Origin of the sequence: Pseudooceanicola marinus (genome assembly GCF_020177265.1) — a bacterium.
GTDB classification, from domain to species: Bacteria; Pseudomonadota; Alphaproteobacteria; order Rhodobacterales; family Rhodobacteraceae; genus Pseudooceanicola; species Pseudooceanicola marinus_A.
The window spans coordinates 101,176-114,420 of record NZ_JAIVMC010000004.1 but is presented as its reverse complement, the minus strand read 5'-3'; the positions used below and the strand labels follow the sequence as shown (position 1 = coordinate 114,420).

General features: G+C 69.8%; 11 protein-coding genes. 4 read left to right on the top strand and 7 right to left on the bottom strand.

Annotation, left to right across the window (positions count from 1 at the left end; all coding sequences use genetic code 11):
* Positions 1-2 precede the first annotated feature (2 nt).
* Genes LC066_RS07605 through LC066_RS07590 form a run of 4 tightly spaced genes read right to left on the bottom strand, consistent with a single transcriptional unit; the run spans position 3 to position 6,807 of the window.
* Complete coding sequence (locus LC066_RS07605) at positions 3-2,054, bottom strand: hypothetical protein (RefSeq protein ID WP_224897693.1); 2,052 nt, start codon at positions 2,052-2,054, stop codon at positions 3-5.
* A 3-nt stretch (positions 2,055-2,057) separates the two neighbouring features.
* A complete protein-coding gene (locus tag LC066_RS07600) occupies positions 2,058-4,883 on the bottom strand; it encodes a DUF4159 domain-containing protein (RefSeq protein WP_224897691.1) in 2,826 nt (941 codons plus the stop codon).
* Entirely contained in the window at positions 4,883-5,758 is an 876-nt protein-coding gene (locus LC066_RS07595; RefSeq protein WP_224897689.1) for a DUF58 domain-containing protein, read from the bottom strand. Before LC066_RS07595 ends, LC066_RS07600 begins: the two co-directional genes overlap by 1 nt.
* Positions 5,755-6,807, bottom strand: coding sequence for an AAA family ATPase (locus LC066_RS07590; protein WP_224897687.1), 1,053 nt, complete (start codon positions 6,805-6,807; stop codon positions 5,755-5,757). The genes LC066_RS07595 and LC066_RS07590 overlap by 4 nt, the downstream gene beginning before the upstream one ends.
* Before the next feature lie 64 nt (positions 6,808-6,871).
* On the opposite strand from LC066_RS07590, the gene LC066_RS07585 reads away from it, so the two are divergent.
* From LC066_RS07585 to LC066_RS07575, 3 genes are all read left to right on the top strand, one after another.
* The gene (locus LC066_RS07585; protein ID WP_224897685.1) at positions 6,872-7,477 is read left to right on the top strand and encodes a DUF1285 domain-containing protein; all 606 of its coding nucleotides are present in this window, start codon (positions 6,872-6,874) and stop codon (positions 7,475-7,477) included.
* Positions 7,478-7,664: 187 nt separating this feature from the next.
* Complete coding sequence (locus LC066_RS07580) at positions 7,665-8,048, top strand: VOC family protein (RefSeq protein WP_224897683.1); 384 nt, start codon at positions 7,665-7,667, stop codon at positions 8,046-8,048.
* A 2-nt stretch (positions 8,049-8,050) separates the two neighbouring features.
* The gene (locus LC066_RS07575; RefSeq protein ID WP_224897681.1) at positions 8,051-8,752 is read left to right on the top strand and encodes a helix-turn-helix transcriptional regulator; all 702 of its coding nucleotides are present in this window, start codon (positions 8,051-8,053) and stop codon (positions 8,750-8,752) included.
* 15 nt (positions 8,753-8,767) lie between these two features.
* Here LC066_RS07575 and LC066_RS07570 read toward each other — a convergent pair whose 3' ends face one another.
* Positions 8,768-9,691 carry a cation diffusion facilitator family transporter gene (locus LC066_RS07570; RefSeq protein WP_222477277.1) on the bottom strand — a complete coding sequence of 308 codons (924 nt, stop codon included), beginning with the start codon at positions 9,689-9,691 and terminating at the stop codon, positions 8,768-8,770.
* Positions 9,692-9,761: 70 nt separating this feature from the next.
* Here LC066_RS07570 and LC066_RS07565 point away from each other — a divergent pair, with 70 nt between their 5' ends.
* Entirely contained in the window at positions 9,762-10,172 is a 411-nt protein-coding gene (locus LC066_RS07565) for a MerR family transcriptional regulator (RefSeq protein ID WP_224897680.1), read from the top strand.
* A gap of 93 nt (positions 10,173-10,265) precedes the next feature.
* On the opposite strand, the gene LC066_RS07560 is transcribed toward LC066_RS07565, so the two are convergent.
* Together LC066_RS07560 and LC066_RS07555 are read right to left on the bottom strand one after the other, a co-directional pair.
* Positions 10,266-11,606, bottom strand: coding sequence for a M16 family metallopeptidase (locus LC066_RS07560; RefSeq protein ID WP_222477275.1), 1,341 nt, complete (start codon positions 11,604-11,606; stop codon positions 10,266-10,268).
* On the bottom strand, positions 11,603-12,997 hold the full coding sequence (locus tag LC066_RS07555; RefSeq protein WP_224897677.1) for a M16 family metallopeptidase: 1,395 nt from the start codon (positions 12,995-12,997) through the stop codon (positions 11,603-11,605). Before LC066_RS07555 ends, LC066_RS07560 begins: the two co-directional genes overlap by 4 nt.
* Positions 12,998-13,245 lie beyond the last annotated feature (248 nt).

The window sequence follows — 13,245 nt, the reverse complement described above, 5'->3', positions numbered from 1 at the left end:
CCTCAGCGGCGCCCTTCGCGCAGCCAGCCTGCCAGGATAAGGCCCGCCGACAGCAGCAGGACCAGCCAGGGCGGCAGAAGCGGGATCTGGCGGACCGAGCGGGTCTCGTAAGCCTCGCGCGGGGTCAGGCCGATCCAGCCGCGCCCCGCCGCCGGACGCCCGGGTCGCACGTCGCGCAGGCCGGGCAGACCGTCGGAGAGATTGCGCACCCCGCCGCGCGTGGCCTCCACCGCCTCGGCCATCACGTCGCCGCTGGCAATCGTCTCCTCGAACTCGCGGGGCGCGGCAGGGCCAAGGCCGATGACGGAGCTCAGATCACCGGAGGTCAGCCGGTAAAGGCCAATCTCGGGGCCTTCGAACTGGGCCTGGAAACGCCCGGGCGAGACCTCCTCCAGCGCCAGCTCCGTCTCGGTCCCGTCGGGCGCGATCACGGTGACGCCGCCCACGCTGTCCGACAGCGACCGGCGGGTGATCACCATCCGCTGCCCCTGAGCCTCGGCGGTCAGGGCCTCCTCCTCCAGCTCGGGTTCCTTCATCATCCAATGGGCCAGGCGGCGCAGCAATTCCAGCTGCGGCCCGCCGCCCTCGAAGCCGCGATTCCACAGCCAGGGCTGATCGGAGGCCAGTTGCGCCACACGGCCCTCGCCCACCCGGTCGAGGATCAGCAACGGCCGGTCACCCGCGCCTGACATCACCACCTGGCCGCGTTCCGGGGTCAGCTCGACTTGACGCATCCAGCGGCCCCAGTCGCCGTCCCAGGCCTCCTCCAGCCCGGCGGTGACCGGGTGACGATGGCCCAGGTCGGTGACGGCAGGGCGATAGCCCTCCTCCACCACCCGCGCCGTGGGCCGGCCCGGCAGCACCTCGGCCAGAGGCGAGCGGTAGAGCGACTCGGCCGAGGCGAAATCGGGCCCGGCGGCGATCAGAACCGCGCCGCCCGTTTCCACGTAGTTGCGGATGTTGTCGAGGTAGAGCGCCGGCAAGATACCGCGCCGTTTGTAGCGATCGAAGATGATGAGGTCGAAATCCTCGATCTTGTCCATGAACAGCTCCCGCGTGGGGAAGGCGATCAGCGACAGTTCCGACACCGGCACGCCGTCCTGTTTCGACGGTGGCCGCAGGATGGTGAAATGCACCAGGTCGACGGAACTGTCTGATTTCAGCAGGTTGCGCCAGGTGCGCCCGCCCGGATGCGGCTCGCCGGAGACCAGCAGGACCGACAGCCGGTCGCGCACGCCGTTCATCTGCACGATGGCGGAATTGTTGCGATCGGTCAGCTCGCCATCCTGTTCGGGCGTGGTGAAGCGGATTACGTTGCGCCCGCCGTGCGGCAGCACGACCGGGATCTCGACCTCCTCGCCCACGGGCAGACCGTAGCTTTGCGGCGGGCCGCCATCGACGGAAATGGCCAGCTCGGCCACCTCGCCCAGGTCCTCGGGCACGGCGCCTTCGTCCTCGATCCGCAGGGTCAGCAGGACCTCCTCGCCCAGGATGCCGAAGGCCGGGGCATTGCTGACCATCAACCGGCGGTCCCAGTCCTCGGGCGTGCCGGACAGCAGCAGGTGCATCGGCGCGGGCAGGCCGGGCAGCTGGTCGATGTCATGCACCCGCCCGTCGGAGAGCAGGATCACCCCGGCGATGCGCCCGCGCGGCTCCTCCGCCAGGGCCTCGCTGAGGGCGGTCATCAGCAGGGTGCCGCTGTCGCCCTCACCATCGCCGACCTCGATCCGGCGCAGCTCGGTATTGTCGCGCGCGGCGATGCGGGCGGCGAGGGTTTCGGCGGCCTGTTCCGTCTGTGCCGCGCGGTCGCCCAGGCGTTGCGAGGCAGAGCGATCCTCGACCAGCAACACGATGTCCGACAGCGGGCTGCGATCCTCCTGCCGCAACGAGGGACCGGCCAGCGCCGCCAGCACCACCGCCGCCGCCGCGCCGCGCCAGGCCCAGCCGGCAAGCCCGCGCCAGACCGCCAGGACCACGCCCGTCACCGTCAGCGCGGCCAGAACGGCCCAGACGGCCCAGGGCAGAAGCGGGTCGAAGATGATCTGTCCAAGCATGGCCTAGTTCCCCAGCCGGTCCAGCAGCGCAGGCACGTGGACCTGGTCGGATTTGTAGTTCCCGGTCAGCACGTGCATCACCAGGTTCACGCCGAAGCGATAGGCGATCTCGCGTTGGCGTTCGCCGCCCATGCCGGACCCCACGGGCAGCAGTGGCAGCCCGTCCTCGCCCACGGCCCAGGCGGCGGCCCAGTCGTTGCCGCCGATGACCACCGGCGTCACCCCGTCGTTGAGGTTGCGGAAGGGCATCCCCTCGATCTGCTCGGCATCCGCGGGCGCGGCCTCCACCCAGACGGGGGCGCCGACGTAGCGGCCGGGAAAGTCCTGCAGCAGGTAGAAGGTGCGGGTCAGCACGTGATCTTCGGGCATCTGTTCCAGCGCCGGCACGTCCAGCGGCCGGGCCAGGTCCTGCAGCCGCCGCCCTTCCGGCGTGGCGGCGCCGAAGCCCGCGACATCACCGTCCCGGGTGTCGAAGAGGATCATCCCGCCGCTGCGCAGGTAGCGGTTCAGCTTGGCATAGGCCGCATCCGACGGGATCGGCTGATCGGCGGTGACGGGCCAGTAGAGGAACGGGAACAGCGACAGCTCATCCGTTTCCAGGTTCACCCCCATGGGCGCGGCCGGTTCGACCGAGGTGCGGAAGTAGAGCGTATCGGACAGCCCGCGCAGCCCCGCCTGCGCCAGGTCGTCGACCCGGTCGTTGCCGGTCAGCACATGGGCCAGCACGGTCTCCTGGGTGGCGGCGAGGGCGAAATCCTCGGCCTCCTGCGCTGCCTGCCCCCGCGTCTCCTGTCCCTGCGTTTCCTGCGCGCGGGCCACCTGGGGCGCGGGCAGCAGCAGGGCCAGGGCCAGCACGGCGGAGGCGCCCGCGGCACGGGTCCCGCGCAGCCGCCCCGACAGGGCCAGCGAGGCCAGGATATCGGCCAGCAGCAGCAACAGCGCCAGCCCCAGAAGGAACCCGCCCAGGGGGCGCTCGACCGGCGGCACCAGACCCTGCACCGCCACGCGGCCAGGCCAGCGGGCGGGCGCGATCGAGGTTTCGGTCCCCATCACGTTGCGGGCGATGGCGCGGTCCTCACTGCGATAGAGACCCGGTTGCAGGTCCGGCCCTAGCGGCGCAGCGATCAGGTCGGCCCCGTCCACCCCCGGCAGGGTCCCGGCGTTGGAGATGGTGCCGAAGGCGTCCATCACCCGTTCGGGCGCCCAGGTGCTGCCCTCGATCTCCTCTGCAGCGGGGCGGGTGTTGACCGAGGACACCGACAGCCGTTCCAGCATGCCAACGAAGAGACCCGACAGCGGCAGGGTGGACCATTCGGCGTTGGCGGTGACGTGGAACAGCACGACCTGCCCCTGCCCGATCGCCTTGCGGGTGACCAGCGGCGTGCCATCGCTGAGCCGCGCGATGGAGCGTTCGGCCAGGGTCGGATCGGGCTGGGCCATGACCTGCGAGGACACGGTGACGTCTTCGGGCACCGGCAGACCGGCAAAGGGGCTGTCGTCGTCGAAGGGCGCCAGGGTCTTCGGATCGCCCCAGGACATGGCGCCGCCCAGGCTGCGCCCGCCGGCGCGCAGGCGCACGGGCATCAGCGGGTCTTCCTCGGCCCGGCTGACATCGCTGGCGGCCAGGCGCGGGCCGGCAAAGCGCAGGAGCATCCCGCCGCCCTCGACCCACTCCGTCAGGGCCTCGGCCTCGCCGTCCGAGAGGGTGGCCACATCGGCCAGCACCACCACGTCGGGGTTGGCGGGCAGCACGTCGGTCAGGGCGCCATGCAGCAGGTCGGCGTTGGTTTCCAGCGCGCTTTGCAGGTAGTGCAGCGGCGACAGCAGCTCCAGCGCCTCGCGGTCGTCGCGCCCTGCGATCAGCGCGACCTCGCGCCGGCGCAGCCCGTCGTCGGTCAGCGCCACGGCCCCGGCAGAGCGGGTGCCGGCGAGGGCGAAATGGGTCAGCCGTGCCCGGATCTCGGCCGGCAGGACCATCTCGGTGCGGGCCAGGGCGGCCCCGGCGTCGAAGGTCATCTCGGCCTGCTCCAGCACGCGCATGACGCCCGCCGGGTCGCGGCCATGGGCCTGCACGGTGACGGTCTGGGCGCGGTCGAGGTCGCGGGCGGCGCGGATCGCGGTCAGCTGCACCGCGCCATCGGCGAAGGCGGGCGGACGCAGGGCCAGCACGTCGCCGCCGGTTTCCAGCACGCGCACCGGGCCGCGGGCCTCGACGGCCTCCAGCAGGGCCTCGCGCCCGGGCCGGTCCAGGCCGTCGGAGATCCAGACGGTCTCGATCCCGCTGTCCAGCGCGCCGATCGCCTCGATCGTGCGGGCCATGGCCTCGTCCTCGCTGTCGCGGGGCTCCCAGGGTTCAGGGGCCAGGCCCGGCAGGCGGGTGACCCAGGTTTCCGGGGTCTGGAACACGGGCGGTTCGGGGGTGGTCAGGCGGATGACGGCGGCGGTGCGGCCTGCGCGGGCCGCATCCTCCAGCAGGGTCTCGGCGGCCTCTTCCTGGCGCGGCCAGTCGGCGGCACTGGCCCAGCTGCCGTCAAGCAGCAGCAGAAGCGGGCTATCGCTGCCCTCCGCCGCGCGGTCCTCGGGGTTCAGCACGGGACCGGCGAGGCCGATGATCACCGCGGCCACGGCCAGCATGCGCAGCAGCAAGAGCCACCAGGGCGTGCGGTCGCTGACGCTTTCATCGTCCTTCAGGCCCAGCAGCAGGGCCACGCCGGGGAAGCGCCGGCGCACCGGCGCGGGCGGCACCGCGCGCAGGATCAGCCACAGGATGGGCAGGGCCACCAGGGCCAGCAGCAACCAGGGCGCGGCGAATCCGACAGGTCCCAGCATCACACCCCCCGATCCAGCGCCTGCCAGACCCACAGCAGCGCGCTCTGGGCCGAGGCGGAGGTATGATGCTGGCCGTATTGCCAGCCGGTCGCGGCGCAAAGCTGCGTCAGATGCTCTTTGCGTTCCCCCAGGCGGGCGAGATAGCGATCCTTCAGCTCGCTCGCCTTCAGCGTTTCATGGGCGACGGTGCCCCCCATGCTTTCGAAAATGGTGCGGCCATGGAAGGGGAAGGCCTCCTCCACCGGGTCCAGCACCTGCAACAGCACGCCGCGCACGCCGCGGTCGGCGGCCTTGGTCAGCGCGATGGTCAGCCCGTCGATGGGGCCGAGGAAATCACTGACGAAAAGGGCGCGGGCATTGGGCAGCATGGCGCGATGTTCGGGCACGCCGAAATCCTCGTCGCTGGCGCGGCTGAAGAACTCGGCCAGGCGCAGCACCTGGTTCTGCCCCCGGCGCGGCGGCAGCAGGGTGCCGGTCAGGCCCACGCGTTCGCCGCCCCGGATCAGCAGGATGGCCGTCGCCAGGGCAATGTCGCGGGCGCGGTCACCCTTTTCGGGAAGGGTCTTGTCGTTCGAGGTGAAGGACATGGACGCCGACTGATCGACCCAGAGCATGACGCTCTGCGCGATCTGCCATTCGCGTTCGCGCACGAAACGGTCGTCGGACCGAGCGGAGCGGCGCCAGTCGATCATGCGGCGCGGGTCGCCCGGCTGCACCGGGCGGTATTGCCAGAAGTCATCGCCCAGCCCTGCGCGGCGGCGACCGTGGTCGCCCAGCAGGACGGTGCCGGCCAGCTGCTCGGCCCGCGCCAGCAGCGGCGGCAGGCGGGCGGCCTCCTCCTCGGCGCGGTGTCGAAGGGCGGCCGGTGTCCTCACGCCGCGGCCCCGCTCCCCTTGGCGGCGCCACCGATCACGTCCTGCGCGATCTCGGCGATCAGCCCGTCGAGGTCATCGCCCCGGGCACGAGCGGCGAAGTTCAGGCCCATGCGGTGCGACAAGACGGGCTGCGCCATGGCCAGCACGTCCTCGGGCGCGGGGGCCAGACGGCCCTGCAGCATGGCGCGGGCGCGCACGGTCAGCATCAGGGCCTGAGCGGCGCGGGGGCCGGGGCCCCAGGACACGGTGTCGCGCACCCGTTCCGGCGCGGTGACGTCGTCGGGGCGGCAGGCGCGCACCAGGTCCAGGATCATCTCGACGATCGATTCGCCCACGGGCATGCGGCGCAGCAGGGATTGCGCGGCGATCAGCTCCTCGGCGGTGAAGATGGCATGCGCCTCGTCCTCGGTGGCGCCGGTGGTGGACAGCAGGATCGCGCGTTCGGTGTCGCGGTCGGGGTAGAGCACGTCGATCTTCACCAGGAAACGGTCCAGCTGCGCCTCGGGCAGCGGATAGGTGCCTTCCTGTTCGATCGGGTTCTGGGTGGCGAGCACGTGGAAGGGACGGCCCAGTTCACGATCCTCGCCGGCCACGGTCACCACCTTTTCCTGCATCGCCTGCAGCAGGGCCGACTGGGTCCGGGGCGAGGCGCGGTTGATCTCATCCGCCATCAGAAGCTGGCAGAAGATCGGCCCCTGCAGGAACCGGAAGGCACGGCTGCCGTCCTCGCCGGTTTCCAGCACCTCGGAGCCCAGGATGTCGGCGGGCATCAGATCGGGCGTGAACTGGATGCGGTTGCCATCCAGCCCCATCACCGTAGACAGGGTTTCCACCAGCCGCGTCTTGCCCAGGCCCGGCAGGCCGATCAGCAGGGCATGCCCGCCGCAGAGCAGCGAGGACAGGGTCAGATCGACCACCTGTTCCTGGCCGACAAAGCGCCGCGTGATCGAGGCCTTGGCCTGCGCCAGCTTGGCTTCCACCGCCTCGATCTCGGCCACGAGATCCTCGGCGGGGGTTTCCTGGGTCGTTCCGGGGGCGGTCTCACCCATGACATTCCTCCAGCGCAGGCTATGCTCTATAGTGTTAAGAGAAACTGTAGCGACGAGTTGGTTAATGATAAATTCACTGTCGTCACAAAATAGTGTGAATATCTCCGCGGACAGCATCGCAGCCTCGGCGCGCGCCGCCAAGGGGCGCGGATTGCCGCCGGTCCACAAGTGGAACCCGCCCTTTTGCGGCGACCTGGACATGCGGATTGCCCGCGATGGCACCTGGTTCTACCTCGGCACGCCCATCGGGCGGCCAGAGCTGGTGCGGCTGTTCTCGACCATCCTGCGCAAGGATGGCGATGATTACTTTCTGGTCACTCCGGTGGAGAAAGTCGGCATCACCGTCGATGATGCCCCCTTCGTCGCCGTTGATTTCGAGGTCGAGGGAGAGGGCGAGTCGCAGGTGCTGACCTTCCTGACCAATGTCGCCGACGAGGCCGCGGCCGGACCGGACCACCCGATCCGCGTCGAACGCGACCCCGAAACGGGCGAGCCCTCGCCCTACGTGCTGATCCGTGACCGGCTGGAGGCGCTGATCGACCGCAAGAGCTTCTACCGGCTGGTCGATCTGGGCGAGACCCAGGAGGTCGAGGGCACGGACTGGTTCGGCGTGCGGTCCTCGGGGGAGTTCTTCCCGATCATCCCGGCGGCGGAGTTGAGCACCTCCTAGGCTGTGCCCCCCGCGGCAGCAGCCGGGCACCTGCCGGGGCGCCGCGCGCGGTTGGCAGACCCAGGGCAGTACGGCTCCCACAGGACAGACGCCAGCTTTCCCGCTGGACGCTGACGGCTGCTGACAGGATGCTGTCAGCAGGGCTGTGTCAGACAGGGCGCATCACCGCTCTGACAGGAGACACCCCATGAGCCAAGACATGCAGACCCCCGCCCTGACGACCGTCTGGACCGAGATCCCCGTCACCGACCTGGAGGCCGGCGCCGCCTTCTACCGCCAGGTCTTCGGCTGGGAGATGCCGATCACCCAGATGGGTCCCGAGAGGGTCGCCGCCTTCGGCAGCGGCGGCGTGGGCGGCAACCTGGTCGCAGGGCCAGTGGCCGGGGGCAAGGGGCCGGTGATTCACCTTCTGGTCCCAGAAACGGTGGAGGCGGCGACCGAACGCGCCCTGGCCGCGGGCGCCACCACCGAAGGGCCCCTGCTGTCGATCCCGCCGGGCCGCTACCAGGTGATCCACGACCCCGATGGCAATCGCATCGGCCTGTTCGAACCCGCCATGCAGGGGACCTGAGGATGCGCCGCGCCGACCGCCTGTTCCAGATCGTGCAGCATCTGCGCGGCGGGCGGCTGGTGACCGGGCGCGCCCTGGCGGAGCGGCTGGAGGTGTCGCTCCGCACCATCTATCGCGACGTGGCCGACCTGCAGGCCTCCGGCGTGCCGATCGAGGGCGAGGCCGGGCTGGGCTACGTGATGCAGCCGGGCCATGACGTGCCGCCGCTGATGTTCACCGAAGAGGAAATCGTGGCGCTGGTCGCCGGGGCCCGGCTGCTGCGGGCCTGGGGCGGACTGTCCATGGCCGCGAGCGCCGAGGAGGCACTGCTGAAGATCGACGCGGTGCTGCCCGAGGCGGCCCGCGCCCGCGCCGGCGCCGTGCAGGTCCATGCCGTCGCGCCGCGCGACCTGCCGCCCGCCCTGCGCGCCCGCCTCGACCGGATCGAGGCCGCCGTGCATGGCCGCACCCGGCTGCACATCCGCTACCTGTCGGAAACCGGCGCCGAGACGGAGCGCGTGCTGCGCCCGCTCGGCCTGTTCTTCTGGGGCAAGGTCTGGACCCTGCTGGCCTGGTGCGAGCTGCGCGGGGATTTCCGCACCTTCCGCCTGGATCGCATCGCCGCCATCGAAAGCGGCGCCCGTTTCGCTCCCGAGCGCGACAAGTCGCTGGCCTTCTTCTACGCCCGCGAAAAGGCCGCGGGGCGCATCCCCGCGGATCGCTGACGCCTGCCTGCCGGTCTAGTGACCGATCAGCGGCGCATCGGCACAGGCCTCGTCGCGGGTCTCCAGCTGCAATGTCACATGGGTCAGCTCGAACCGGTCGTGCAGCAGGGCCACAATGCGGGCGCGCACGCCGGGCGCCTCGGCCGCGGCGCCCGACAGGACCACATGTGCCTCCAGCGCCGCCTCGTTCTCCTGCATCCGCCACAGGTGCAGGTGGTGCAGCCCGTCGACCCCCTCGACCGCGCGGATCTCGCGCGCGACCTCACCAACTTCGGGGCTGTCGGGGCTGCCCAGCATCAGCAGGCGGATCACCGGCCCGATCTCGGACCCGGCGTGCCACAGGATGTAGCCGGAGATCATCAGGGTGACGATCGGATCCACCAGCCGCCAGTCGTAAAGCAGGATCAGCGTGCCGCCGACGATCACCGCGACGGATCCAAGCGCATCGGCGATGTTGTGCAGGAAGGCCGCCCGCATGTTCACGCTGCCCTTCTGCAACGACAGCATCAGCAGGGCCGTGGCCGTGTCGATGACCAGCGCCACGCCGGCCACGATGACCACGGTCCAGCCCTCGACCTCGGCGGGGTTGAACAGCCGCTCCACCCCCTCGAAGGCCAGCATGACGGCGATGACGATCAGCGTGGTGTAGTTGACCAGCGCGGCGACCACCTCCGCCCGGCCATAGCCGAAGGTCATCGAGGCGTCGGCAGGGCGCCGGGCGATGCGGCGGGCGACGAAGGCGATGACCAGCGACAGGGCGTCGCTGAGGTTGTGGATCGCATCGGCGATCAGCGCCAGCGAGCCGGAGAAGATCCCGGCCACGATCTGCACCACGGTCAGCAGGATGTTCACCGCGACAGCCCAGGCGACTCGCTTGTCCCCTGCCAGCTCGGCGCTGGCGTGGTGGTGATGGTGATGATGGGCGTGATCGTGGGGCATGCTCGGCTCTTTCTCTGCGTCACGAGACAAGATAGGATCTCTAGTCACTAGAGGTTCAAGGGGAAATGCGATGTTTTCCATCGGAAGGCTGTCCCGGGCCACCGGGGTCAAGGTGCCCACGATCCGCTACTATGAGGAGGCGGGGCTGATGCCCCCGCCCGAGCGCAGCGCGGGCGGCCAGCGCCGCTATGCCCGCGCCGACCTGGACCGGCTGCACTTCATCGCCCATGGGCGCGGTCTGGGCCTGTCGCTGGACGCCATCCGCCATTTGCTGGAACTGTCGGACAAGGGCCGCGACTGCACCGATGCCCACCAGATCGCCGCGCAGCACCTGTCGGACATCCGCGCCCGCATCGCCCGCCTGCAACGGCTGGAGACAGAGCTGGAGCGGCTGGCCGAAGCCTGCGACCACGCCCCCGGCGCGCCCTGCGGCCTGATCGAGGCGCTTGGCGATCACGGGCAATGCCTGGGCGAGCACTAAGTCGCGCCCCGGCGCCAACGACGCCCCGCAGAACGCGAAACGCCCCCGCAGCCGGACTGCGGGGGCGTTCGTTTCCTCGCGAGGCAGGCAGGGTCAGTTCACCTCGTCCAGCCCGTCGGGCTGCCCCACCACGACGAAGCGCAGGCGGTCGGGGTGCAGGCGTTCACGCGCCACGCGGTTGATCTCCTCCAGGGTGACGGCGTTGATCCGGTCGTTGCGCCCGGCGGGGTAGTCGATCGGGAAATCGTCATGCTGCATCCCCACCAGGATGCGGGCGATGGTCCCGTTGCCGTCAAAGCGCAGCGGATAGGCGCCAGTCATGTATTTCTTCGCCTGCTCCAGTTCCTCGGCGGTCACGCCCTCCTCGGCCACGCGGGCCCATTCGTCGCGGATCACCTCGATCGTCTCGGAGACCCGGCGATTGTCGGAGGCCACGCTGCCCATCCAGACATCGGCGTAATCGCGATCGGCCAGCCAGCTGTAGATGCCATAGGTCAGCCCGCGGTTTTCGCGCACCTCGGTCATCAGCCGGCTGTCGAAGCCGGAACCACCGATGATCTGGTTGAGGATATAGGCCGGGAAGAAGTCGGGATCGTCCATGCCGAGCCCCTCCTGCCCCCAGATCACCTGCGCCTGCGGGGTGTCGTAAAGCGTGATCGACACGCCGGGGGTCAGGGTCAGGTTCGCCTGGCCGGGCAGCGGACCGCCGCGTTCGGGTAGTTCGCCCAGCAGGTCATCCAGCAGGACACCCAGTTCCTCGGGGGTGATGTCGCCCACGGCGGCGATGGAGACGCGGTTGTTGTCCTTCACCATGACATTGCGCCAGGCGTCGATCATGTCCTCGCGCGTGAGCGGCGCAACGCTGGCCTCGGTGCCCTCGATGGATGTGGCATAGGGGTGGTTGCCGTAGGTCTGCGCGGCGAAGTTGGTGCTGGCGATCTTCTGCGGGTCCTTGGCATCGTTGCGGATGATCGACAGGACCTGCGATTTCACCCGTTCGACCGCATCCTCGGGGAAGGTCGGCTCGACCAGGGACTGGCGCAGCAGGGCCACCGCCTCGTCCCGGTTTTCCGACAGGAAGCGGGCGGAGACGGACAGGCCGTCGGAATGGGCGTCGTAGGAGAACTGCGCGGCCAGCCCTTCGACGGCGCGGCCAAACTCACGGCTGTCCATCTCGGCCTCGCCCGTGCCGGATCCCTCTTCCAGGAGGCCGGTCATCAGGTAGGTCGCCCCACGCTTGCCAGGTTCATCAAGCGAGGCGCCACCGGCAAAGCGGATCTCCAGCGCGGTGAAGGGGATCGAATGCTCCTCCACCAGCCAGGCGGTCAGGCCGCCGGGGCTGGTGACCTCCTGGATGGGCACCTCCGCGCGCAGTGGCAGGGCGGTAAGCAGAAGAAGGGCGGGGGCCAGGATGTGGCGCATCAGGCGGATCATTGGGTCACCTCACCGGCTTCGGGGTTCGACAATGGCACGGGTTCGGCCGAGCCTTCGGGGTCCGGCATCAGCAACCCGGTCACAGCGTGGTCGCGGTTCAGCACCTCCTGGGCGGCGTCCATGATCTGCTCTGGCGTCACCGCCTGCAGGATGCCGGGCCAGGCCTGCACATCCTCGATGGTCAGACCGGAACTGAGCGCACTGCCATAGACCCGGGCCATGCCGGCCACGTCGTCGCGTTCGTAGATCTGTTCGGCCCGCACCTGCATCTTGATCCGGTCCAGCGCCTCCTCGTCCACGCCGGCCTCCAGGAAGCGGGCGATGGCGGCGTCCAGGTCGGCCTCGGCCGTCTCCAGATCCACGTCCGGCGGGGGCACGATGTAGACGCCAAAGGTGGTGTCGTCATAGGAGGTGGCGGAGTAATAGGCCGCCGCATAGACCGCCGCCTGCTGGTCCAGCACCAGGTCCTCGTAGAGGAAGGAGGTCGAGCCACCGCCCAGCAGTTTGGCCAGGATCACCAGGGCCGCCGCCTTTTCCTGCGCGCCGGGATCGCGTTCGGGGGCCAGGTAGTTGCGGCTGACATAGGGCTGCGCCACGCGGGCGTCCTTGAAGACGACGCGCCGTTCGGCGATCTGCGGCGGCTCCTGCGGGCGCTGTCGCTCGGCGTCCAGCGCCGGGTTGGGGGCCAGCACGCCGTAGTATTCGCCCGCCAGGTCGCGCACCTCCTCCGGCTCCACGTCACCGGCGACGATCAGCGTGGCATTGTTGGGCGCATAGTAGGTTTCATACCAGGCGTTCGCCTCCGCCAGGCCCAGCTGTTCCATCTCGTGCCGCCAGCCGATGACGGGCACGCCGTAGGGATGGTTGAGGTACTGCGCCGCCTTCATCTGTTCGTTGAACAGCGCGCCCGGATCGCTGTCGGTGCGCATCGAGCGCTCCTCCAGGATCACGTCCCGTTCGGTGGCGATGTCGTCCTCCGTCAGGGCCAGGTTGCGCATCCGGTCGCTTTCCATCTGCATCATCAGGGGCAGACGGTCCGCGGCGACCCGCTGGAAGTAGGCGGTGTAATCCTGGCTGGTGAAGGCATTGTCGGTGCCACCATTGGCGGCAACGGTGGCCGACAGTTCCCCCGACTCCATGCTGTCGGTGGCCTTGAACATCAGGTGTTCGAGGAAATGCGCAATGCCCGAGACGCCCGGCGCCTCATCCGCGGCGCCCGCGCGATACCAGACCATGTGCACCACGACCGGCGCGCGATGATCCTCGATCACCACGACCTGCATCCCGTTGTCCAGCGTGAAGTCCGTGACCTGGTCGACGGCCTCCGAAGCCGTGGCCTGGGTGGCGAGACAGGCCAGGGTCAACGCCCCGGCGGCGAGCCGTTTCAGCATGCGCCCTCCTCTCATGTACGTCATGGGGCATGAAGATACGGTCCGACGGGGCGGCGGCAAGGGGCCGCATCCGCATTCACCATGAAGTGACGGCACGAGACATGAATTGATGGCCGGAGCTTCCGTCGCGAAGCCTAACAGGCGGTTAATGGCTGACCCTCCGGGTCGCGTGCCCAGCGTTTATGCCCCCGCACCCTGCCCTGGAGATGAAAAAGCCCCCGCAAAGGCGGGGGCTGTCAGGCCCGCGA

Coding starts and splice junctions, on each gene's coding strand:
- LC066_RS07600 (WP_224897691.1), bottom strand. CDS start 4,883: ATGCTGGGACCTGTCGGATTCGCCGCGCCCTGGTTGCTGCTGGCCCTG.
- LC066_RS07560 (WP_222477275.1), bottom strand. CDS start 11,606: ATGATCCGCCTGATGCGCCACATCCTGGCCCCCGCCCTTCTTCTGCTT.
- LC066_RS07605 (WP_224897693.1), bottom strand. CDS start 2,054: ATGCTTGGACAGATCATCTTCGACCCGCTTCTGCCCTGGGCCGTCTGG.
- LC066_RS07565 (WP_224897680.1), top strand. CDS start 9,762: ATGTTTTCCATCGGAAGGCTGTCCCGGGCCACCGGGGTCAAGGTGCCC.
- LC066_RS07570 (WP_222477277.1), bottom strand. CDS start 9,691: ATGCCCCACGATCACGCCCATCATCACCATCACCACCACGCCAGCGCC.
- LC066_RS07590 (WP_224897687.1), bottom strand. CDS start 6,807: ATGGGTGAGACCGCCCCCGGAACGACCCAGGAAACCCCCGCCGAGGAT.
- LC066_RS07555 (WP_224897677.1), bottom strand. CDS start 12,997: ATGCTGAAACGGCTCGCCGCCGGGGCGTTGACCCTGGCCTGTCTCGCC.
- LC066_RS07585 (WP_224897685.1), top strand. CDS start 6,872: ATGATAAATTCACTGTCGTCACAAAATAGTGTGAATATCTCCGCGGAC.
- LC066_RS07575 (WP_224897681.1), top strand. CDS start 8,051: ATGCGCCGCGCCGACCGCCTGTTCCAGATCGTGCAGCATCTGCGCGGC.
- LC066_RS07580 (WP_224897683.1), top strand. CDS start 7,665: ATGAGCCAAGACATGCAGACCCCCGCCCTGACGACCGTCTGGACCGAG.